This is a genomic window from Brachybacterium avium (genome assembly GCF_002216795.1).
Lineage (GTDB): Bacteria > Actinomycetota > Actinomycetes > Actinomycetales > Dermabacteraceae > Brachybacterium > Brachybacterium avium.
Map to the genome: position 1 here is coordinate 2,566,930 of NZ_CP022316.1, position 19,869 is coordinate 2,586,798.

Sequence of the window (19,869 nt, forward strand, 5' to 3'; positions counted from 1 at the left end):
CCATATCGTGGTCGCCATGAACACTCCGACCCCACCGTATGAACAGGTCCGCCGGGAGATCATCGAGCAGATCCGCACGGGTGAGCTGACGCCGGGGGACAAGCTGCCCGCGATCCGTGTCCTGGCGGGTGACCTGGGCCTTGCCGCCGGCACCGTCGCCCGCGCCTACAAGCTGCTCGAGGAGTCCCAGATCGTGAGCACCCGACGGGGAGCCGGGACGACTGTCGCGCCCGGGGCCGTGATGGAGGCGCGCAAGCTCGCCTCGACGGCTCAGCGCGAGGCGGGCGGCCCGGTGGATGCGGGGCTGCTGGCGCTGTTCGCCGGTCCGATCGCCGCGGCGCGGGCACGCGGCGCCCGCGACGTCGAGATCCTCGCCTCGGTGCGCGCGGCGCTCTCGCAGGCCAGCGGTGCGGATCCCTCGTGACGGCGGCGCGCGAGCCGGCGTGATCCGGCTCGAGCGCCTGGGCCCGGAGCACGCCGCAGCGATCCTGGAGGGCCAGGACGCCGAGCTCGCCGGGGAGATCGTGGGGGAGCGGTGGAATCGCGGGAGCCTCGATTCCTTCCTCGCGCGGGCGGCACGATGGCGGGCCGACGGGCCGATCCGCGAATTCGCGGCCCGGTACGAGACGGAGGCCGAGACCGGTGCCCTGATCGGCGGTGGCGGGCTCAATCTCCTGGACCCCGGGCTGACGCGCGCAGAGGCCGCGCTGACGTATTGGGTCCTCGCCGCCCATCGTGGCCGCGGCCATGGGCGCGAGCTGGCGGCGGCACTGGTCGGCCGAGCGCAGGCCGACCCGCGGATCTCCCGCCTCGTGCTGCGCATCGCGCCGATGAACGGAGCCTCACGAACCCTCGCCCGGAGCATCGGCGCCGTGCCGACCGGTGAGGTGGAGCGCCATCCGGCCGATGCGGCACGCGTCGTGGACCGCTGGGTCCTGGAGCTGGACAGGAACTGAGATCCAGGGGGCTGGCGCACCCGCCCGGCCCCGCCGAGCACACCCTGTCGATGTTGTCACCCCATTCCGCAGAATGTGGATGAAGTGTGCGCCGAGATGTGGATATCGGAATGCGCGGGAGCGTGGATACGGATGATAGTCCCTCCCCACCGAGAGTTATCCACAGATTCATCCCCATGTAGGGCTGGCTCTTGTTTCTGAGGGGGTCGGGAAATAGGATGGGAGATCCCAGGTGGAATTGCCCTGGGAGTGTTTTTCTGGATCGTTCCTGCGTTAGATTTTTCCTGAGTTGGATCGTTCCTGCGTGGCCCTGCGAGGAGGTGGAGACGATGACCGTGACCATTCGGCGCCCCGGCGGTGGTGGATCTGACGGCACCGCCCCAGCAGCTCCGGCCACCATGGTCCGTGCGCGCTCACCGTTGACGCCTGAATCGTTGCTCAGGCGCGGCAGGGTCGACCCGGGCAGCGCCGACGCCGCCGCCGTCTCCCGGATGATGGATCTCGAGCGGGAGGAGTCGCGGCGCTACGCCCGGCACCTGCGCGACCTCGCACCGTTCTGGATCGACCATGAGGACCCGGATCTCGCGGAGGACCGCGAGGAGCGGAGCCTCGCGATCGCCATCGCGCTGCGCACCACCACGGCACTGGCGTCCTTCCGGATCCGGGAGGCTCATATCGCGCTCCGGGAGATGCCGCGAACCTTCGAGCGCCTCGCCGCCGGTGACATGCCGAGGCGGTGGCATGAGAAGATGCTGAAGGCGGTTCGGGATCTCACCGGATTCCAGCGTTCGCAAGCGGATGAATATATCGCCGCGTGGGATCTCGCCTCGATTCCGGCTGACCGATTCCACGATGAGCTGCGTCAGCTGGTCTCCTGGTTCGAGCGGGAGCAGCCGCGGCACTGCCCGGAGCATTCCCGCGACGTCACCGTCGAGACCAGCGGGCGCGATGACGGCGTCGCCTGCCTGCGCGTCACCGGCCCGATCCCCGAGATCCTCGCCCTCGCCCGCCGGATCGATGCCTCGACGACGGCGGTCCAGTCCGCACAGCGTCATGCGCTCGCCCAGGGTGCCCCGATCCCCTTCGACCTCGACGGGGATGTCGCCCGCGACGGCAGCGCCATGACGCGTGCCGCCCTGCGCTACGCGATCATCCACCGCACCCTGCTCGACACCGCCGGCGTCGAGGTGCCGGCGCCCCGCCACCGCATCAACATCGTCGTCCCGGTCCTCACCCTGATGGGCGTCGATGACACCCCCGCCACCTACGACGGCATGACTCCGCTGCCCGCCGCGATGGCGCGGGACCTCGCCGAGTCCGAGCCCGTCTGGCACCGGGTCTTCACCCACCCCGTCACCGGAGCGTTCCTGCCGCTGCCGGCCCAGCGCTACCGCCCCACCCCCGAGATGGTCGAGCACCTGCGACTGACCACCCCTCGCTGCGCCGCCCCCGGCTGCACCAAGGGCACCACCGATGACGCGGAGAACGACCACATCGAGGAGTTCGACCACGCACACCCCGCACGCGGAGGGCCCACCAGCATCGACAACCTCCACCGATTGCACTGGGGTCATCACGACCTCAAGACCGCCGGACGCGTGGACCCCGTCCGAGAACCCGACGGCTCCACCACCTGGACCGTCGGCTCCCCACCCCTGATCACCACGAGGGTGTCACCGCGCCCTGACCTCGCCACGCCCCGTTTCGCCACCGCCATGATGGAGTCGTGGGAGCACTATCGGTGGCTCTGCATGACGGAGGAGATGGAGCGCAACGGCGAGGTGGAGCGGATCTTCCGGGAATGGGGCCCGATCGACCCCGCCGTGGATGGGCAGCACGACGACGAGGAATCCGCCCGGCGCGCGCCCTGGGCCGGCGACCCACCGTTCTGAGCCGTCCGGGCGCGAGCGCTACCCTTTCCCCATGCGGTACGGATTCCTCGGTCCTGAGACGACCTTCACCCACCAGGCGCTCCTGCAGGCCCTCGCAGAGATGCCCGAGGGCTTCGACACCAGCGCGCCGGAGATGGTGCCCTTCTCCTCCGTGGCCACCGCCGCTGCCGACCTGTTGGCCGGCGACATCGACGCCCTCATGGCCCCGATCGAGAACTCCGTCGAGGGCGGGGTCTCCGGCACGCTCGACGTCCTCGCCGCGACCGACTCCATCACGATCGTCGCCGAGCAGACCGTGCAGATCACCTTCGTGCTCGCCGCCCGCGAGGCCATGCCCCTCGACGAGCTGACCACGGTCTCCTCCCACCCGCACGCCCAGGCGCAGGTCCAGGGCTGGCTGCGGGAGGAGGTGCCCGGGGCGCACGTCGCCGCCGCCTCCTCGACCGCCGCCGCCGCCCGGGACCTCGCCGCCGCGGGGGAGGACGAGGCCCGCGGCTGCGCCGCCGTCTGCTCACCGCTCGCGGCCGAGCACTTCGGCCTCGCGGTCCTCGCCGAGGGCATCGAGGACTACGAGGGCGCGATCACCCGCTTCGTCCTGGTCACCCGCGAGGGGAGGATCCCCGCCCGCACCGGGGCCGACAAGACCACGCTCGTCCTCCAGCTGCCGCACAACCGCTCGGGCGCGCTGCTCGAGGCGCTCGAGATCCTCAGCTCCAACGGAGTGAACATGTCGCGGATCGAGTCCCGGCCCGTCGGCGACTTCCTGGGCCGCTACTCCTTCTCCCTCGACATCGAGGGCCACCTCGAGGACCGCCGCGTCGCCGCCGCCCTGCGGGCGCTGCACCGGCTGTGCCCGGTGGTGCACTACCTCGGCTCCTACCCTCGGGTCGACGGGCGGCGCGCGGAGGTCCGTGAGGACTTCGCCGACCCTGCCTATGACGACGCCCGCCGATGGATGCAGCGATTGACGGCGATGATCACCCCGACCGACCCGAGCACCGAGATCTGAGGGAGAGCACCGATGGCAGCGAAGTCCGTCGCCCCTGTCCGAGGCAGCACCGCGGCCCGCGCGATCGACCAGCGGCTCATCATTCCCCTGCCCGGGGAGGCCAGCTCCGCGCTGCCCTCCCGCGGTCAGGTCGCGGTTGATGCGGTGCTGAACGGCCGGGAGTTCGCCACCGTCGTCGAGCCCGACGGGCGCAAGGGCCACTGGCTGCGGGTCGACGACGCGCTGCGGACGGAGCTGGGGCTCGAGGACGGCACCGCGGTCGAGTTCACGCTCACGCCCACCAAGACCTGGCCCGAGCCCGAGATCCCCAGCGATCTGGGCGCCGCCCTCGAGGACGCCGACGACCTCGGACCCACCTGGGCATCACTCACCCCCATGGCGCGCTGGGAATGGGTGCGCTGGATCGGCGCGACCCGGAACCCCGACACCCGCGCCCGCCGGGTCGAGGTCTCGATCGACAAGCTCCACAACGGGAAGCGCCGCCCCTGCTGCTTCGACCTCGCCTCCTGCACCGATCCGGAGCTGGCCCGCAGCGGCAGGCTGAAGGACTGAGCGCGGGGACCTAAGCCGGATTCAGCGCCGGAGGGTGATCTAGGGTACGAGGCGACGCGATGGCCTCGACAGCGGGGCGCCATCGTCGTCCGTGCCGGCAGCCCCGCGGAGTATCAGCCATGCACACCGCAGCTCAGCCGAACCACCACTCGCTCCCCGACGACCCCACCGCACGCGACCTGGGTGTCGTGGTCGGATTCGACGGGTCACCGAACTCTGCGCTGGCGCTGGACTACGGGGCCGCTGTCGCCGCGCGCCGTGGCCGCCCGCTCACCGTCGTCACCAGCTACCGGCCCGCGATCCCGGGATACCCCACCGACGACGAGCTGCCTCCGGACCCCGAGGACGTGGCGCGGAAGCGGCAGGCCGAGACGGTGCTGGACGGGGCCGCAGAGCGGCTGACGGAGCACTCCGGCACGGTCTCCTATCTGGCCATCGAGGGGGACTCGGTCGGAACCCTCGCCGACCTCTCCGCGAAGGCGCACCTGGTGGTCGTCGGCGCCCGCGGGCGCGGCGGCTTCCTCGGCCGGGTGCTGGGGTCGGTGTCCACGGCGCTGCCCGCGCACGCGCAGTGCCCCACCGTGGTGGTCCCTGCTGAGCCGGAGCCCGGCGACGGTCCGGTGGTCGTCGGTGTCGATGGCTCGCAGCACGGGCGTCGTGCCGCGGTGCGTGCGGCGCAGGAGGCCCTCGAACGCGGCACCTCGCTGGTGCTGGTGACCGCGATGCAGACGCCCGACAGCGGTGAGTACTGGTTCCCGCTGCCCCCGGGCGATGCCGTGGAGCTCGTCGAGGAGCACCGGATCGAGCTCCAGGACGACCTGCAGCGGGAGGCCGCCCGGATCTCGGAGCAGGTGCCCGGCGTCGAGGTCACCGGGGAGGTCCGCAGGGGCGTGGCCGCTGCCGTGCTGCACGACGCCGGCCGCGGGGCGCAGCTGGTCGTCGTCGGCTCCCACGGTCGTGGCCGCGTGGCCAGCGCCCTGCTCGGCTCGGTCTCCCGAGCGATGCTGCACGGCGCCCGACGACCGGTCATGGTGGTGCCGCCGCTGGCGGAGGAGCGCGCGGAATGACCGCCGGAGGACCTCCGTCCTGGGCATGACCTCCCGTCGGCCGTACGCTGGGAGGCGACGAGGATGGACTCGAGACTCGAGAGCGGGGCATCATCATCGTCTTCACCCGGTAGCCCCGTGGAGGAACTGCCATGAACACCGACGGTCGCCCGGAGCAGCTCACGATCCCCTTCGACCTCGCCGCACGAGATCTCGGCATCGTGGTCGCGTTCGACGGTTCGCCGAACTCCGAGCTGGCGCTGGACTACGGCGCCGGCGTCGCCGTTCGCCGTGGTGCGCCGCTCACCGTGATCACGGCGTACAAGACCCCCTTCCCGCTCTACGTCAACTACGCCTCGCTCCCGCCCTCGCACGAGGCGGAAGCCAGCGAGCGGGGTGCCGAGGACGTGCTGCAGGCCGCCGCGAAGCGCCTGGCCGACTACCGCGGTGAGGTCACGTACCTGACGATGGAGGGGGACTCCGTCGGTGCACTCGTCGATGCCTCTGCGAAGGCGCATCTGATGATCGTCGGCGCCCGCGGCCGGGGAGGCTTCCTCGGTCGAGTGCTGGGATCGGTGTCGATGGCGCTGCCGTCGCACGCGCAGTGCCCCACCGTGATGGTCCCGGTCAAGGCCGAGCTCGGCGATGGGCCGGTGGTCGTCGGCGTCGACGGCTCGGTCCACGGTCGCCGCGCCGCCCTGCACGCGGCGCAGGAGGCCCGCGAGCGCGGCACCTCCCTGGTGCTGGTGACTGCGATGCAGACGTCCGATACCGGCGACTACTGGTACCGGGTGCAGCCGCGCAGAGACGACGATCTCGTCGAGGGGCGTCGGGCCGAGCTCCAGGAGGAGCTGGAGAAGGAGGCCGCGTGGCTCTCCGAGCGCGTGCCCGGTGTGGAGATCTCGGGCGAGGTCCGCATCGGGACGCCCGGTGAGGTCCTCCACGACGCCGTGCCCGAGGCGCAGCTGATCGTGGTCGGATCCCATGGTCGCGGCGCCGTCGCCAGCGCGCTGCTCGGCTCGGTCTCGCGAGCGACGCTGCACCGGGCTCAGCGACCGGTCATGGTGGTCCCGCCGCTGGAGGATGAGCGGGTGGGGTGATCAGCGCCGTGCGGAGTCCCCGTGCCCGGGGACCCGCAGGCGCAGCACCCCGGGATCGACGGTCGCGATCATGTGAGTGGCCTCGGCATCGCTGTCCCCGTCCAGCTGCACCGGCTGCGGCTTCATCGTGGTCACCTGGATGCCGGTGGTCAGGTACCGGTCCATGGTCGCGAGCTTCGGACCGAACCGCGGGGTGAGCTTCGGGTTCATGACTTGGGCCGCGACCTGGCTGAACCCGGCGGCGCCGCGCCAGCCGGCCACGACCACCTCGAGCCTCCCGTTGTCGATCGTCGCATCCGGCATCAGCACGAAGCCGCCGGGCAGCTTGCCGACGTTTCCCAGCAGCACGGTGCGCGCCTTGTGCGCATGGCGGCTCTCGTCGGGCAGCTGCACGACGACGTCCACCGAGCGGCCCAGGATCGTGCGGATCCCGCCGAAGATGTAGGCGATCCAGCCGATGCGCTTCTTCATCTCCGGGTCGGTGTAGCCGATCATCTCCGCATCGGCCCCGAACCCGGCGATCACGAGGAAGATCTGCCGCTCCGCGGCGCGCGCGGCGGCCAACGAGTCGCCGACGCGCAGCCAGCCGACATCGACCTGGCGGTCCGAGCCGGTCAGTGCGGCGACCATCGCCCCGGTCGGGTCCTCCAAGGGGATATCGACGTTGCGGGCCAGCAGGTTCCCGGTGCCGGAGGGGATGACGCCCATCCGGGTGTCGGTGCCCGCCAGCACGGAGGCGACCAGACGCACCGTCCCATCGCCGCCGGCGGCCATCACCAGATCGGCGCCGTCCGCGACGGCCTGCTGCGTCTGCCCCGTGCCGGGATCATCGATCGTGGTCTCGTAGAAGGCGACCTCGGCACCCTCGATGCGCTCCACCGCCTCGGTGATCTTCCGGCGGAAGGACTCGGTCTCCTTGAACTTCGAGGGGTTCAGCACCACGGCGACCTTGCGCAGGGAGCCGTCATCGGCCGACGGGGGATCCGTCGCCCCGTCCTCCTGGCTGTCGGCATCGGCGGCGGTGTGCCGCTGGGTGGCTTCCTTCAGCGCGGCGAGCTCACGACGGTGGCGGCCCAGATGGCGCAGCACGATCACGAGCAGCACGATCGTGATCGCGGCGATGACCACCGTGGTGATGCTCAGCAGCAGCAGAGTGAGGTCCATGTCGTCAGAGTAACGGCAGCGGCGTACGCGGGTACCCTGGAGGGATGATCGATCTGCGGCACCTGCGCGAGAACCCTGAAGCTGTCCGTGACGCCCAGCGGGCGCGTCGACGAGACCCCGCCGCCGTGGACGCGGTGCTGGAGGCCGACGTCCGCTGGCGCGAGACCACCGCGGCCTTCGAATCCGCGCGCGCCGAGCAGAAGGCCTTCGGCAAGCAGGTCGCCCAGGCGAAGGGCGAGCAGAAGCAGGCGCTGCTGGCCGAGGTCAAGCAGCTCGCGGCCGACGTGAAGCGGCTCGAGGCCGAGGCCGGCGAGGCCCTGACCGCCCGCGATGCGGCGCTGCGGGAGATCCCGAACCTCTCCGAGGGCGCCCCCGAGGGTCTCGAGGACGACTTCACCGTGCGGGAGCACGTCGGCGAGGTCCCCCGCTTCGACCACCCGATCAAGGACCACCTCGAGATCGCTGAAGGTCTCAGGGCGATCGACATGGCTCGCGGCGCGAAGGTCTCCGGCGCCCGCTTCTACTTCCTGCGCGGCATCGGCGCCCAGCTGGAGCTGGCGATCCTGAACTCCGCCATCGACCAGGCCACGAACGCGGGGTTCACGCCGATGATCACCCCCACCCTGGTGCTGCCCGAATCGATGGAGGGCACCGGCTTCCTCGGCGAGCACGCCGATGAGGTCTACCACCTGGACAAGGGCGACGATCTCTACCTCGTCGGCACCAGCGAGGTGGCGCTGGCCGGCTACCACAAGGACGAGATCATCGACCTCTCCGACGGCCCGCTGCGCTACGCCGGCTGGAGCGCCTGCTATCGCCGCGAGGCCGGCAGCTACGGCAAGGACACCCGCGGCATCATCCGCGTCCACCAGTTCCACAAGGTGGAGATGTTCTCTTACTGCCGGATCGAGGACTCCTACGAGGAGCACGAGCGGCTGCTGGACTGGGAGCGGGAGATGATGGCGCGCATCGACGTGCCCTACCGCATCATCGACACCGCCGCCGGGGATCTCGGCACTTCCGCAGCGCGCAAGTTCGACTGCGAGGCGTGGATGCCCAGCCAGGAGACCTACCGCGAGCTGACCTCCACCTCGAACACCACGCAGTTCCAGGCGCGCCGGCTGAACATCCGCGAGCGCACGGAGGACGGGCTGCGCCCGGTCGCCACCCTCAACGGGACGCTCGGCACCACCCGCTTCCTCGCGGCGATCCTCGAGAACCATCAGCAGGCCGACGGCTCGGTCGTGGTCCCCGAGGGGCTGCGTCCCTACCTCGGTGGGCGCGAGGTCTTCGAGGTCGTGGGGGGCGCAGCCTGAGATGGCGTCGTCGTCCCCCTTCCGCCGCATGCGGGAAGTTCTTCGTCACCGATGGTTCACCCGTTCGTCGGGCGGCGATGCCACACTGCGTGACATGACAGGCACCTCCACCTCCACCTCGATCACCGATCGTGAGGCCACCCGTGACCGCCTCCGGGAGCACCTGGCCGGGCTCGCAGGGCAGCAGCTGCTGATCGGGCTCGACGTCGACGGCACCCTCGTCGACCACGACGGTGCGATGACCCCCCAGATGCACCGGGTCCTGCAGCGGGCCGCCGAGGAGCACACGGTCGTGATCGCGACCGGTCGCTCCCTCGGGGCGACGCTGCCGATCGTCGAGACCGCCGGGATCACCCGCGGCTACGCGGTCTGCTCCAACGGCGCGGTCACCCTCGAGATGGATCCGGAGCTCCCGGGCGGGCACCGCATCATCGACACCCGCGCCTTCCAGCCCGGCCACGCGCTGCGCACCCTGCGGGAGGTGGCACCGGATGCGCACTACGCGGTGGAGATGTCCGACGGGACCTTCCGCTCGACCCCCGGATTCCAGGACGCGAGCTTCGGGGTCCAGGCGATCGAGAGCGATCTGGACGAGCTGATGGAGCTCGAGGCGGTGCGCGTGGTGGTGCACGTGCCGGACCTCTCCCCGCAGGAGTTCTCGAAGGTCATCGCCGAATCCGGGGTGCACGGCGTCGAGTACTCGATCGGCTGGACCGCCTGGCTCGACATGGCCGCCCCCGGCATCTCCAAGGCCAGCGCCCTCGAGGTGCTGCGCGGGCGGCTCGGGATCGACCAGGCTCACACGGTCGCCGTCGGTGACGGCTTCAATGACGTCGAGATGCTCACCTGGGCCGGCGTGGGTGTGGCCATGGGCCAGGCCCCGCAGGGCGTGAAGGACGTCGCAGATACCGTCACCGACTCGATCTATGAGGACGGCACCGTGCTCGTGCTGGAGCAGCTGCGGGGCTGATCAGCGCCGGCGTGCGGGCGGTGCCACCTCCAGGACGACCTTGCCCAGGTGGCCGCCTTCGCGCAGGATCGCATGCGCCCCCGCCGCCTGCTCGAGCGGGAGGCGGGCGTGGAGCGGGACCTGCAGCTCGCCCGAGGCCAGCAGCGGCCAGGCCAGCGCCTCGGTGGCCTCGAGGATCTGGTGCTTGGCCTCGGTGGGGCGCGAGCGCAGGGTGGTGCCGATGACCCGGCCGCGCTTGCCCATCAGCGTCCCGATCGGCAGCTCCCCGCTGGCCCCGCCGAGGGTGCCGATGATGACCAGGCGGCCGTGCTCGCGCAGCATCCCCACGTTGTCTGCGAGCATCGACCCGCCCACCACGTCGAGGATCACGTCCGCCCCGCCGGTCTCCCGGACCGCCGCCAGCAGATCGGTGGAGTGCCGGTTCCAGGCCATGTCCGCGCCCAGGGAGCGTGCCGTCGGGATCGCCCCGTCGGAGCCGACGGTGGTGAGCACGCGGGCTCCCAGGTGCCGGGCCAGCTGGATCGCGACCGTGCCGATGCCGCCGGTGCCGCCGTGGATCAGCACCGTCTCGCCCTCGGCGAGGCCGGCTTCGAGCACGAGGTTCGAGATCACGGTCGCGCAGGCCTCGATCACGCCCGCGGCCTCGACCAGGTCCCTCCCCGCGGGCGCGGGGAGCAGCTGCGGCTCCGGGACGGCGACCACCTCGGCGTAGCCGCCGCCGGCCAGCAGCGCCACGACCGGCTCGCCGGTGTCGCGGCGGTGGCCCGAGATCTCCAGCCCCGGCAGCTCGGAGGCGCCGGGCGGCGGCGGGTACTTCCCGGCGACCTGCGCGAGATCGGCGCGATTCACTCCCGCACCGACCACGTCGATGAGCACCTCGCCGGGGGCGGGGACCGGCTCGGGCAGCTCGGCGAGCTCGAGGCGGTGGTCCTCGGTGATGGTCATGGCGCGCATGGTCACTGATCCACCTCCACGACGGTGCGGCCGCGGACCTCACCGGCGAGGATCCGCGGGGCGTGGTCGATCACCTCGGAGAGCCCGATGGCGGTGGTCATGCCGTCCAGCAGCTCCGGATCGAGCTCGCCGGCCAGGGCGTCCCAGGCGCGCTCGCGCAGCGGCAGCGGGCACTGGACCGAGTTGATCCCGGCCAGCGTCACCCCGCGCAGGATGAAGGGCAGCACGGTCGCGGGCAGGTCCGGGCCCTGCGCCATCCCGTAGGCCGCGACGGTGCCACCCCAGGTGGTCTGGGCGAGGACGTTGGCGAGCGTGGTGCTGCCCACCCCGTCGATCGCCGCGGCGAAGCGCTGGGACTGCAGGGGGCGGCCCGGCTGCTCGGACAGCTCTCGCCGATCCAGCACCTCGGCGGCCCCGAGCTCGCGCAGGTACTCCCCGTTCTCCTCGGTCCGGCCGGTGGAGGCGAGCACCCGGAAGCCGCGGCCCGCCAGCAGGGCGACGGCGATCGAGCCGGCGCCGCCGGAGGCCCCAGTGACCAGGACGTCCCCGGATTCCGGCGTGACGCCCCCGTCCTCCAGGGCCAGCACCGCGAGCATCGCGGTGAAGCCCGCGGTGCCGATCGCGGCGGCGCGGTCGGGGGAGAGCGTCGCGGGCAGGCGCACCAGGGCGTCGGGGCGCACCCGGGCGCGGGTCGCGAAGCCGCCGTGGACCGATTCGCCGATCCCGTCGCCGTTGAGGATCACCAGGTCTCCGGCGGAGAAGCGCCCGTCGGCGGTTTCGGCGGCGTCGGTCACCCGGCCCACCAGGTCGATGCCGGGGATCAGGGGATGGGTGCGGGCGATGCCCGTGCCGGCCAGGGCCATGCCGTCCTTATAGTTCAGGCCGGAGGCCAGGACGTCGAGGCCGATGTCACCGCTCAGCAGCGACTCGTCGGCATCCTCGACCAGGCGCGGGGCCGCGCCCTCGGACTCGATCAGTACGGCGCGCATGGGGCGCTCCTCTCGCTCGGGCGGATGACCCCAGCCTATGCGCCGCTCTCCTCCGCCGGCATCCAGCACGTTCCCGTGCACCCGCGATCCTCGTGGGTGAACCCGAGCGGCTGGCGGTATATGCATCATGGGGAGCGGTCCCCATGGGCCGGTACCGTCATCCGCGGACGATCCAGATCGCATCGTCGGGAAGGACGGACCGATGGCCGAGGTCTGGTATCGGGCGCTCAGGATCGGGTGGATCCGCACCGGCTTGGGATGCGTTGTGGGTTTCGCCTGTCTCATCATGCTCGGAGCCGGCGCTTGGCTGCTCACCCTGGATTCCGCCGCCGGGGTGCTGGGAGCGGTGATGTGCCTGATGGTCGTGCTGCTCATCGTTGCCATGGTGCTGATCGGCACCCGGCTCCAGTTCACCGTCGATGACGAGGGCCTCAGCGTGCTCCACTACTTCCGCTCCCACCGGTTCCCGTGGGCGGAGGTCGCCGTGATCGAGCAGAGCACCGCCTACTGGACCTCAGGGGCCGTGGTGGTGGTGCTCAAGAATCCCTCCGGGCACCGGATCACGGCGCTGGCGACCACGGACCGCATGGCGGTGTACCGCGGTGAGAACATCTTCAGTTGGGGCAGACCGGCGTCGGAGCTGCGCCCGCCCACCCGGGCCGCCATCGCCGCACACCGACGCTGGCTCGCGGCCTCGGCACGGTGATCCCAGCCCCTTGAGCGGTGAGCTGGGACGGGAGGCGCCGCAACGGGCGGAGGAATCCTCTTGACGAGCCCTCGGTTCCATGGTTCATTAGTGGAGTAATGAACCAACGAGCCGCCGGGGCGGCCGACGACCGGGGAGGCGCGTGTGCTGGACGAGACGAAGCCCCTCTACCTCGCGGTCGCGGAGCAGATCGAGGACGGGATCCTCGACGGCACTCATCAGGAGGACGCCCCGGTGCCCTCGACCAATGAGCTGGCCGCCTTCCTGCGGATCAATCCCGCCACCGCCGGCAAGGGACTGAACCTCCTCGCCGACGCCGGCGTGCTGGTCAAGCGGCGCGGGGTGGGCATGTTCGTGGCTCCCGGTGCCATCACTCGGCTGCGACAGCGCCGACGCGACGACTTCGCTCGCGACTACCTCGTCCCGCTGCTGCGCGAAGCCGCTCACCTGGGCATCGAGCCCCGAGAACTCACCGAGATGATGGAGGCCCTGCAATGAAGGCCATCGAGACCCGCAACCTCAGCAAGCACTTCCGGGACGTCGCCGCTCTCGAGGACGTCTCCCTCGACCTCGATGCGGGGCGGGTGCACGGCCTGCTGGGACGCAACGGCGCCGGCAAGACCACCCTGATGAAGCTGCTCACCGGGCAGATCTTCGCCACCTCCGGCCAGATGCGGATGCTGGGGGAGGACCCGGTCGAGAACGCGCGGGTGCTCTCGCGGACCTGCTTCATCCAGGAGAGCCAGAAGTACCCCGACGGCTTCCGGCCGCGGGACGTGCTGCGCATCGCCGGGAGGCTCTATCCCGCCTGGGACGACGAGCTCGCCCGGGAGCTGGTCGCCGAGTTCCGGCTGCCGGAGAAGCGGGTCATCAAGAAGCTCTCGCGCGGTCAGCTCTCCGCCGTCGGCATCATCGTCGGCCTCGCCTCGCGGGCCCCGCTGACGTTCTTCGACGAGCCCTACCTGGGGCTGGACGCCGTGGCGCGGCGCCAGTTCTTCGACCACCTGCTGGCCGACTTCTCCGCCCACCCCCGCACCGTGATCCTCTCCACCCACCACATCGACGAGGTCTCCGACCTGCTCGAGCACGTGGTGCTGCTGGACGAGGGCCGGGTCGCGATCTCCGCCGAGACCGAGGAGCTGCGGAACGCGGCGATCGAGGTCTCTGGCCGGCTCGACGAGGTCACGGCCTTCATCGCCGGGGCCGACGTGCTCCACCACCAGGAGATCGGCTCGCTGGCCACTGCGGCCATCCATGCCGAACCCGGCAGCGCGGAGCGGGCCCGAGCGGCCGGCCTGCAGGTCGCCCCGGTATCCCTGCAGAACTACATCGTCCACCGGACCACCGCCGCGGCCACCGCGCCGGTGGCGTGAGAGGAGAGCCGTCATGCGCGCACGGAACGTCATCGACATGCACCTGGTCAATCGGATGCAGGCCTTCGGCTGGCCCCTGTTCGTCCTCGTCGTCGCCTTTACGATCGTCCTCTCTGTGGGCCTCATCGTCGGCTCCCAGGGGCCCGGGGCACAGGCCGGGATGTACGAGGGGATGCGGTGGAGCGGGGCGATCTTCGCCCTGCTGGGTCCGCTGATCGGCTACGGCTTCACCTCGATGGGCCAGTACTTCCCGCTGGCCCTCGGTCTGGGCCTGACCCGTCGGGAGTTCGCCGCGGGCCTGAGCGCGGTGTTCCTGGGCAACGCCGTCACCTACTCGGTGCTGATCACGATCGGCAAGACGATCGAGAAGGCCACCGACGGGTTCGGCCTGCGGGTGAGATTCTTCGACGTGTTCTACACGGGCACCGGCGCCTCCTGGCAGACCCTGGTGCAGACCTTCCTGCTGATCCTGACGGTGCTGTTCCTCGGGGCGGCGATCACTGCGGCCTTCCTGCGCTTCGGCCAGGTCTTCTTCTGGTGCGCGGGCGCGGTCCTCGCGCTGATCGCCCTGGCAATCATCGCCGGACTGGTCCTCGTCGACGGTTTCGGCCGCGCGCTGCTGGACGTCCTCACGATGGGATGGGGGCCGTGGATGGGGGTGATCGCCCTCATCGGCGTGCTCTCGGCCGGAGTGTGGCTGATGCTGGTGCGGCGCACCCAGGTGGGCTGAGCCCGGTACAGTACCGGGGGTGCCTCCGGGCATCGGGAGGGTTGTCAGAGCGGCCGAATGAGATGGTCTTGAAAACCATTGTGCAGTGACCCTGTACCGCGGGTTCGAATCCCGCACCCTCCGCTCTGTGGTGTCTCAGGACATCGTTCGCGGATGTCTTGGGACATCGTTCGCGAGGAGAAGGCTCCGGTGAGTGTTCACCGGGGTCTTTTTCGTTGTGGTTGGTACCCGCGGTCGGGGTCGATGGTGTGTTCGGCGAGTAGTTCTCCGGTGGCGAGGTCGATGACCATCGTGTCGGGGCCCTCGCGGATGATGCGGACTCTCAGTCCGGCGTGGGCGCGGCCGATGCCGAGGTGGCGCATCGTGCCGGCGTAGCGCAGGGAGACTTTGCCGTGGGTGTCGACTCTGTCGGTGCGCACGGAGTAGTCCCTCTGGCGGGTTCCTCCCACGGAGGCCTTCGGCGTGAGCCGGGGTCGAGGGCCTCGACGCCACCTTTGCGGTAGCGGGCCACGAGGATCTGTACCCAGCGCGGGGAGACGTGGAACTTCTGTGCGGCTTCGTTGGTGCTCATGCCCGCCTCGATGACGCTGAGCACTATCGCTGTGTTCTTCGACATGCTCCATCGTGCGAATGATGACGCGAGACACCAGCCCTCTACTACGGCCGATCATGACGACGCCGAGGTGCGAACGATGACGCGAGACAGGGGCGAACTATGTCTTGAGATCACACACCGCACCCTCCGCTCTCGGCCCGCGCCCAGGCCGTGACCTCTTCGGCCAGATCGCGGTCCAGCGCCGCCTCCGAGCGGCGCAGGAGCGTCGGCCGCCCCCGCAGGGCCCGGATGCCGTCGGGGCCGATGTAGGAGCCGGGCGGCAACGGCTGGGTGGCGGCGAAGAGCACCGGTGCGGCCCCCTGCGTCGCGGGCATGGCGAGCGGGCGGGTCACCTCGGTGATCATCCGGTCGAGCCGGGCGGAGCCGGTCGCGTTCTGCAGGTTCGTCAGCACCCAGCCGGGATGGACCAGCTGCAGATCCACCGGCCCTGCCTGCTCCCGCAGCCGCTCCGCCAGCTCGAGCCCCCACAGCATGGTCACGAGCTTGGATCGTCCATAGGCGGCGGGCAGCGACCAGCCGCCGCGGGAGAAGTGAGGATCGGCCAGGTCGATCGCGCCGGCGGTGTGGGCATCGGACGCCGTCACCACGACCCGCTCACGCACCAGCGGCAGCAGCAGATCCGTCAGCAGCAGGGGGGCCAGGGCGTTCACCCCCATCATCAGCTCGAAGCCGTCGGCCGAGACCTGACGGCGCCGGGTCACCAGGCCCGCGACATGGATCAGCAGGTCGATCCCGTGCTCGCCGGCGAGCTCCGTGATCCCGTGCGCCGCGGACCGGACCGAGTCGAGGTCCGCCAGATCCAGGTGGACCAGGCGGACCGCCTCCGGCCGGCCGGTCTCGCGCACGATCCGGGAGCGGACCACCTCTGCCTTGGCGCGATCGCGCACCGCCAGGATCAGCTCCGCGCCCCAGTGCGCGAGCTGGAGCGCCGCCTCGCGCCCGAGGCCGTCGCTCGCCCCCGTCATCACGACGGTGAGCCCCCGCAGATCCGGCGCGTGCAGATGCTCCCAGCCCATGGCGTTCATCGCGCCATCGTAGAGGTGCGGACGCGGACCGGCGGCGACACCCGCCCGCGTACCATGACGGGCACGATCCGACCGTTCGGCTTCCCGGAGGAGATGGCAGCGATGGCCCAGTACACAGGTGTGGCAGTGAGCCCCGGCCGAGTGATCGGCACGATCCGGTCGATGGCCCCGCCGGTCGCCGAACCTCCTGCCGGGGAGAAGCTGGCCGAGGGGGCCGACGCCGCGACCGAGTCCGAGCGCATCCCCGTCGCGGCCGCCGCCGTGCAGGCCTCGCTGCTCCGGCTCGCCGAGCGCGCCTCCGGGGACGGGAAGAAGATCCTCGAGGCCACCGCACAGATGGCCGCGGATCCGTCCCTCACCCAGACGGCGCAGGGCTTCGTGACCTCCGGTGGGAAGTCCCCGGCGCGCGCCGTCTGGGAGGCCGGTGACCAGGTCGCCGCCATGCTCGAGGGCCTCGGCGGGTACATGGCCGAGCGCGCCACCGACGTGCGCGACGTGCGCGCCCGCATCGTCGCCGAGCTGCGCGGCGAGCAGGCGCCCGGGATCCCCGAGGTCGAGGACCCCTTCGTGCTCACCGCGATCGATCTGGCCCCCGCCGACACCGCGACCCTCGACCCGAGCCGGGTGCTGGCCCTGGTCACCTCCGACGGCGGCCCGCAGTCGCACACCGCGATCCTCGCCCGGCAGCTGGGCCTGCCCGCGATCGTCGCCGCCAAGGACATCCACGAGTTCGCCGACGGCACCGAGGTGTTCGTCGACGCCGGCTTCGGCACCGTCACCGACGAGGTCACCGAGGAGCACCAGCGCCTCTCCGCCGCCTGGGCCGAGCTGCAGAAGAACCCGCTGACGTATGAAGGAGGGGGAGGGGTCCTCGCCGATGGCACCCGCGTGCAGCTGCTGGCCAACATCGGCAGCGCCAAGGACGCCGCGACGGCGGCGGCCGCGAACGCCGACGGGGTGGGCCTGTTCCGCACCGAGTTCCTGTTCCTGGACCGTGAGGACGAGCCGAGCGTCCAGGAGCAGACCGCGGCCTATGCCGAGGCCTTCGCGCACCTGCCCGGCAAGAAGGTCGTGGTGCGCACGATCGACGCCGGCGCCGACAAGCCGCTGCCCTTCCTCACCGACGCCGACGAGCCGAACCCGGCGCTCGGCGTGCGCGCCTACCGCACCTCCTGGGAGAAGCGCTCGGTGCTGACCAACCAGCTCGACGCGATCGCCGCCGCCGCGGAGCAGTCCGAGGCGACGGCCTGGGTGATGGCGCCGATGATCGCGACCGTCGAGGAGACCGAGGACTTCATCGCCCTGTGCCGCGAGCGCGACCTCGCCCCGGCCGGGATCATGGTCGAGACCCCCGCGGCGGCGCTCACCGCGGATCGCCACCTCACCGCCTGCGATTTCGCCTCCATCGGCACCAATGACCTCACCCAGTACACGATGGCCGCGGACCGACAGCTCGGTTCCCTCGCCCATCTGAACACTCCCTGGCAGCCGTCTGTGCTCGCGCTGGTGGGGGCTACCTGCGCCGGGGCCCGCGCTGCGGGCGGCGACCCGGAATCCTTCGGGGAGAGCGCGAACAAGCCCGTGGGCGTGTGCGGCGAGGCCGCCGGGGAGCCGGGCCTCGCGGTGGTGCTGGTGGGTCTGGGTGTGAACAGCCTGTCGATGACCCCGCGGTCCCTGCCCGCGGTGGCGAAGGTGCTCTCCACCGTGACCCTCGAGCAGGCCAAGGAGCGCGCGGCGAAGGCCCTCGCCGCCCGTACCGCGGACGACGCGATCAGCGCGGTCCGCGCCGGGCTGCCGATCCTCGGCGAGCTCGGCCTCTGAGGCGCTGACCCGGGCCCGGTCCGCGCGCGCCCGGCGCCCTGCCCATCCCGCGACACGCATGCCGAGACCCCCGATATCGTTCGCTGGTGAGCGATATCGGGGGTCTCGGTGCATCAAGCGGGGGTGTCGGCCGGGGTGTCGGCGGGGGCCGCTGACCGGCTCACTCCTCGGCGTCGAGGTCCTTCTCCAGGAGATCGGCCAGGGCCTTCACCGACTCGTCGGCGCCCTCGCCCTCGGCGCGCAGGGTGACCTCATCGCCCTTGCCGGCGCCGAGGGTCATCAGCATCAGCATGCTCGAGGCCTGCACGGCGCTGCCGCCCGCCTTCTCGATGGTGACGGTCGCGGGCTGCTCCGCCGCGGCCTGGGCGAAGATGCCGGCGGGGCGGGCATGGAGCCCGGAGGAGCTGGCGATCTTGACGGTGCGCTCTGCCATGGTAAGTACCTTTCGTGGGCTCACGTGCTGTGAGGGGAATATATCGTCTCAGGTGGTGGGCGGTGGTGGGCTCAGACTCCCGCGATGCGTGCGGCGATGAGCGCCCGCACCTCGGGATGCAGCGGATGGTCCGGGGCGAGGGAGGTGATCTCGAGCGTCGCGGCGTCGGCGTCCGTGGTGCGCAGCAGCTCCTGCAGGCGGTCCACCTCCTCGTCGCCCACGGGGGTGAAGGCCAGCGCCGCGGCGAAGGCGGACAGCAGTCCCTCGTGCTCCATCCCGCGCTCGGCGAGTGCGGCGGCCGGGCCGATGATGCGGTCCTCGCGCGAGAGCTTGCGCAGCGGCCCGCGCCCCACCCGCTCCACCGGATCCGGCAGGGCGGTGTTCGCGAAGCGGCCCAGCACCTTGCTGCGATAGGCGGCCATATCGTCCTCGGAGAAGCCGTGCTGAGCGATCAGCAGCGAGGAGGTCTCCGCGAGCACGGTCTCCACCTCGATCGCGACCGCGGGATCACGGATCGCCTCGGCGATGGTGGCGTGGCCCGCCGCCCAGCCGTGCCAGGCGGTCGTCGCATGGCCGGTGTTGACGGTGAACAGCTTCCGCTCGATGTACGGGCCGAGGTCGTCGACCCAGGTGATCCCCGGGACGTCCGGTTCGTTCCCGCCGAAGGGCCCTCGCTCGACCGCCCACTCGAAGAAGTCCTCCACGGTGACGTCCAGACCCGCCCCGTCGGCCTGGACCGGCACGATCCGGTCCACCGCGGTGTTGGCGAACAGCGCCTTCTCCTCGAGGTCCTCGCCCTGGAAGTTCGCGCGGACCTCCTGCTCCAGCAGATCCGTCGCATTGATCGCGTTCTCGCAGGCCATCACGGCCAGCGGGGCGCCCCGGCGGGGCGGGCGGCGATCCCGGCGGCGATGTTCGGCGCGACGAAGCGCAGGATGCGCGCGCCGACGGCCGTGGTGACGATGTCCGCGGAGGCGATCTCCTCGGTGAGCGTCTCCGGGTCCCGGGCGGAGTTCAGTGCCCGGAACCCGTCCACCACCGTGGTGGTGGGGTGCTGACCGACGGTGGTGACCGTGTAGGAGTCGGCCTCCTGGAGCTGCTGGACGAGGGCCTCGGCGACGTCGGAGAACACCACCTCGCAGCCCGCCTCGTGCAGCAGCAGGCCGACGAACCCGCGGCCGATGTTCCCGGCACCGAAATGTACTGCCTTCATCGCT

Annotated in this window: 21 protein-coding genes, 1 tRNA gene and 1 pseudogene; 15 read left to right on the forward strand and 8 right to left on the reverse strand. The window is 71.2% G+C overall.

What is annotated here, in order from left to right:
* Positions 1-16 precede the first annotated feature (16 nt).
* The 7 genes from CFK39_RS11450 to CFK39_RS11480 all read left to right on the forward strand — a co-directional run bounded on the left by CFK39_RS11450 (position 17) and on the right by CFK39_RS11480 (position 6,555).
* Positions 17-424, forward strand: coding sequence for a GntR family transcriptional regulator (locus CFK39_RS11450; protein ID WP_089066412.1), 408 nt, complete (start codon positions 17-19; stop codon positions 422-424).
* Positions 408-956: a GNAT family N-acetyltransferase gene (locus CFK39_RS11455; RefSeq protein WP_172805628.1), complete on the forward strand. Its 549-nt coding sequence runs from the start codon at positions 408-410 to the stop codon at positions 954-956. Before CFK39_RS11450 ends, CFK39_RS11455 begins: the two co-directional genes overlap by 17 nt.
* A gap of 329 nt (positions 957-1,285) precedes the next feature.
* The gene (locus tag CFK39_RS11460; protein ID WP_089065575.1) at positions 1,286-2,848 is read left to right on the forward strand and encodes an HNH endonuclease signature motif containing protein; all 1,563 of its coding nucleotides are present in this window, start codon (positions 1,286-1,288) and stop codon (positions 2,846-2,848) included.
* 31 nt (positions 2,849-2,879) lie between these two features.
* Positions 2,880-3,857 (forward strand): prephenate dehydratase, encoded by a 978-nt coding sequence (pheA, locus tag CFK39_RS11465; RefSeq protein WP_089065576.1) that lies wholly within the window; start codon positions 2,880-2,882, stop codon positions 3,855-3,857.
* Between the two features lie 12 nt (positions 3,858-3,869).
* Positions 3,870-4,409 carry a YdeI/OmpD-associated family protein gene (locus CFK39_RS11470; RefSeq protein ID WP_089065577.1) on the forward strand — a complete coding sequence of 180 codons (540 nt, stop codon included), beginning with the start codon at positions 3,870-3,872 and terminating at the stop codon, positions 4,407-4,409.
* 119 nt (positions 4,410-4,528) lie between these two features.
* Positions 4,529-5,476 carry a universal stress protein gene (locus CFK39_RS11475; protein WP_089065578.1) on the forward strand — a complete coding sequence of 316 codons (948 nt, stop codon included), beginning with the start codon at positions 4,529-4,531 and terminating at the stop codon, positions 5,474-5,476.
* A gap of 131 nt (positions 5,477-5,607) precedes the next feature.
* The gene (locus CFK39_RS11480) at positions 5,608-6,555 is read left to right on the forward strand and encodes a universal stress protein (protein WP_089065579.1); all 948 of its coding nucleotides are present in this window, start codon (positions 5,608-5,610) and stop codon (positions 6,553-6,555) included.
* Here the strand turns inward: CFK39_RS11480 and CFK39_RS11485 are convergent, their stop codons facing one another.
* Complete coding sequence (locus CFK39_RS11485) at positions 6,556-7,719, reverse strand: diacylglycerol/lipid kinase family protein (RefSeq protein WP_089065580.1); 1,164 nt, start codon at positions 7,717-7,719, stop codon at positions 6,556-6,558. It abuts the gene before it with no gap.
* A gap of 44 nt (positions 7,720-7,763) precedes the next feature.
* Between CFK39_RS11485 and serS the strand changes: the two genes are divergently transcribed.
* On the forward strand, positions 7,764-9,035 hold the full coding sequence (serS, locus tag CFK39_RS11490; RefSeq protein WP_089065581.1) for a serine--tRNA ligase: 1,272 nt from the start codon (positions 7,764-7,766) through the stop codon (positions 9,033-9,035).
* A 94-nt stretch (positions 9,036-9,129) separates the two neighbouring features.
* Positions 9,130-10,005, forward strand: coding sequence for an HAD family hydrolase (locus CFK39_RS11495; protein WP_089065582.1), 876 nt, complete (start codon positions 9,130-9,132; stop codon positions 10,003-10,005).
* Here the strand turns inward: CFK39_RS11495 and CFK39_RS11500 are convergent, their stop codons facing one another.
* Both CFK39_RS11500 and CFK39_RS11505 read right to left on the reverse strand, forming a co-directional pair.
* Positions 10,006-10,959, reverse strand: coding sequence for an NAD(P)H-quinone oxidoreductase (locus tag CFK39_RS11500; RefSeq protein WP_157697251.1), 954 nt, complete (start codon positions 10,957-10,959; stop codon positions 10,006-10,008).
* A gap of 2 nt (positions 10,960-10,961) precedes the next feature.
* Entirely contained in the window at positions 10,962-11,948 is a 987-nt protein-coding gene (locus CFK39_RS11505) for an MDR family oxidoreductase (protein ID WP_089065584.1), read from the reverse strand.
* Between the two features lie 286 nt (positions 11,949-12,234).
* On the opposite strand from CFK39_RS11505, the gene CFK39_RS11510 reads away from it, so the two are divergent.
* From CFK39_RS11510 to CFK39_RS11530, 5 genes are all read left to right on the forward strand, one after another.
* The gene (locus tag CFK39_RS11510) at positions 12,235-12,654 is read left to right on the forward strand and encodes a hypothetical protein (protein ID WP_245822530.1); all 420 of its coding nucleotides are present in this window, start codon (positions 12,235-12,237) and stop codon (positions 12,652-12,654) included.
* A 144-nt stretch (positions 12,655-12,798) separates the two neighbouring features.
* A complete protein-coding gene (locus CFK39_RS11515) occupies positions 12,799-13,152 on the forward strand; it encodes a GntR family transcriptional regulator (RefSeq protein WP_089065586.1) in 354 nt (117 codons plus the stop codon).
* Positions 13,149-14,027, forward strand: a complete 879-nt coding sequence (locus CFK39_RS11520; RefSeq protein WP_089065587.1) for an ABC transporter ATP-binding protein — start codon at positions 13,149-13,151, stop codon at positions 14,025-14,027. The genes CFK39_RS11515 and CFK39_RS11520 overlap by 4 nt, the downstream gene beginning before the upstream one ends.
* A gap of 13 nt (positions 14,028-14,040) precedes the next feature.
* Positions 14,041-14,757 carry a hypothetical protein gene (locus CFK39_RS11525; RefSeq protein WP_089065588.1) on the forward strand — a complete coding sequence of 239 codons (717 nt, stop codon included), beginning with the start codon at positions 14,041-14,043 and terminating at the stop codon, positions 14,755-14,757.
* Between the two features lie 35 nt (positions 14,758-14,792).
* A tRNA-Ser gene (locus CFK39_RS11530) sits at positions 14,793-14,880 on the forward strand.
* A 74-nt stretch (positions 14,881-14,954) separates the two neighbouring features.
* On the opposite strand, the gene CFK39_RS16435 is transcribed toward CFK39_RS11530, so the two are convergent.
* The 3 genes from CFK39_RS16435 to CFK39_RS11540 all read right to left on the reverse strand — a co-directional run bounded on the left by CFK39_RS16435 (position 14,955) and on the right by CFK39_RS11540 (position 16,398).
* Positions 14,955-15,176, reverse strand: coding sequence for a hypothetical protein (locus tag CFK39_RS16435; RefSeq protein WP_172805625.1), 222 nt, complete (start codon positions 15,174-15,176; stop codon positions 14,955-14,957).
* Complete coding sequence (locus tag CFK39_RS17515; RefSeq protein ID WP_089063853.1) at positions 15,080-15,373, reverse strand: helix-turn-helix domain-containing protein; 294 nt, start codon at positions 15,371-15,373, stop codon at positions 15,080-15,082. Before CFK39_RS17515 ends, CFK39_RS16435 begins: the two co-directional genes overlap by 97 nt.
* Before the next feature lie 110 nt (positions 15,374-15,483).
* Positions 15,484-16,398, reverse strand: a complete 915-nt coding sequence (locus CFK39_RS11540) for an SDR family NAD(P)-dependent oxidoreductase (RefSeq protein ID WP_218192257.1) — start codon at positions 16,396-16,398, stop codon at positions 15,484-15,486.
* A gap of 102 nt (positions 16,399-16,500) precedes the next feature.
* On the opposite strand from CFK39_RS11540, the gene ptsP reads away from it, so the two are divergent.
* Positions 16,501-18,219 (forward strand): phosphoenolpyruvate--protein phosphotransferase, encoded by a 1,719-nt coding sequence (ptsP, locus tag CFK39_RS11545; protein WP_089066415.1) that lies wholly within the window; start codon positions 16,501-16,503, stop codon positions 18,217-18,219.
* Between the two features lie 160 nt (positions 18,220-18,379).
* Here ptsP and CFK39_RS11550 read toward each other — a convergent pair whose 3' ends face one another.
* Positions 18,380-18,652, reverse strand: a complete 273-nt coding sequence (locus CFK39_RS11550; RefSeq protein ID WP_089065589.1) for an HPr family phosphocarrier protein — start codon at positions 18,650-18,652, stop codon at positions 18,380-18,382.
* Between the two features lie 71 nt (positions 18,653-18,723).
* Positions 18,724-19,865 (reverse strand): annotated as a pseudogene (locus CFK39_RS11555) (mannitol-1-phosphate 5-dehydrogenase).
* Positions 19,866-19,869: the final 4 nt, after the last annotated feature.

Excerpts from the sequence above, each read along its gene's own strand:
- CFK39_RS11450 (WP_089066412.1), top strand. The coding sequence starts at position 17 with ATGAACACTCCGACCCCACCGTATGAACAGGTCCGCCGGGAGATCATC.
- CFK39_RS11460 (WP_089065575.1), top strand. The coding sequence starts at position 1,286 with ATGACCGTGACCATTCGGCGCCCCGGCGGTGGTGGATCTGACGGCACC.
- pheA (WP_089065576.1), top strand. The coding sequence starts at position 2,880 with ATGCGGTACGGATTCCTCGGTCCTGAGACGACCTTCACCCACCAGGCG.
- CFK39_RS11470 (WP_089065577.1), top strand. The coding sequence starts at position 3,870 with ATGGCAGCGAAGTCCGTCGCCCCTGTCCGAGGCAGCACCGCGGCCCGC.
- CFK39_RS11475 (WP_089065578.1), top strand. The coding sequence starts at position 4,529 with ATGCACACCGCAGCTCAGCCGAACCACCACTCGCTCCCCGACGACCCC.
- CFK39_RS11480 (WP_089065579.1), top strand. The coding sequence starts at position 5,608 with ATGAACACCGACGGTCGCCCGGAGCAGCTCACGATCCCCTTCGACCTC.
- CFK39_RS11485 (WP_089065580.1), bottom strand. The coding sequence starts at position 7,719 with ATGGACCTCACTCTGCTGCTGCTGAGCATCACCACGGTGGTCATCGCC.
- serS (WP_089065581.1), top strand. The coding sequence starts at position 7,764 with ATGATCGATCTGCGGCACCTGCGCGAGAACCCTGAAGCTGTCCGTGAC.
- CFK39_RS11495 (WP_089065582.1), top strand. The coding sequence starts at position 9,130 with ATGACAGGCACCTCCACCTCCACCTCGATCACCGATCGTGAGGCCACC.
- CFK39_RS11500 (WP_157697251.1), bottom strand. The coding sequence starts at position 10,959 with ATGCGCGCCATGACCATCACCGAGGACCACCGCCTCGAGCTCGCCGAG.
- CFK39_RS11505 (WP_089065584.1), bottom strand. The coding sequence starts at position 11,948 with ATGCGCGCCGTACTGATCGAGTCCGAGGGCGCGGCCCCGCGCCTGGTC.
- CFK39_RS11510 (WP_245822530.1), top strand. The coding sequence starts at position 12,235 with ATGCTCGGAGCCGGCGCTTGGCTGCTCACCCTGGATTCCGCCGCCGGG.
- CFK39_RS11520 (WP_089065587.1), top strand. The coding sequence starts at position 13,149 with ATGAAGGCCATCGAGACCCGCAACCTCAGCAAGCACTTCCGGGACGTC.
- CFK39_RS11525 (WP_089065588.1), top strand. The coding sequence starts at position 14,041 with ATGCGCGCACGGAACGTCATCGACATGCACCTGGTCAATCGGATGCAG.
- CFK39_RS17515 (WP_089063853.1), bottom strand. The coding sequence starts at position 15,373 with ATGTCGAAGAACACAGCGATAGTGCTCAGCGTCATCGAGGCGGGCATG.
- CFK39_RS11540 (WP_218192257.1), bottom strand. The coding sequence starts at position 16,398 with ATGAACGCCATGGGCTGGGAGCATCTGCACGCGCCGGATCTGCGGGGG.
- ptsP (WP_089066415.1), top strand. The coding sequence starts at position 16,501 with ATGGCCCAGTACACAGGTGTGGCAGTGAGCCCCGGCCGAGTGATCGGC.
- CFK39_RS11550 (WP_089065589.1), bottom strand. The coding sequence starts at position 18,652 with ATGGCAGAGCGCACCGTCAAGATCGCCAGCTCCTCCGGGCTCCATGCC.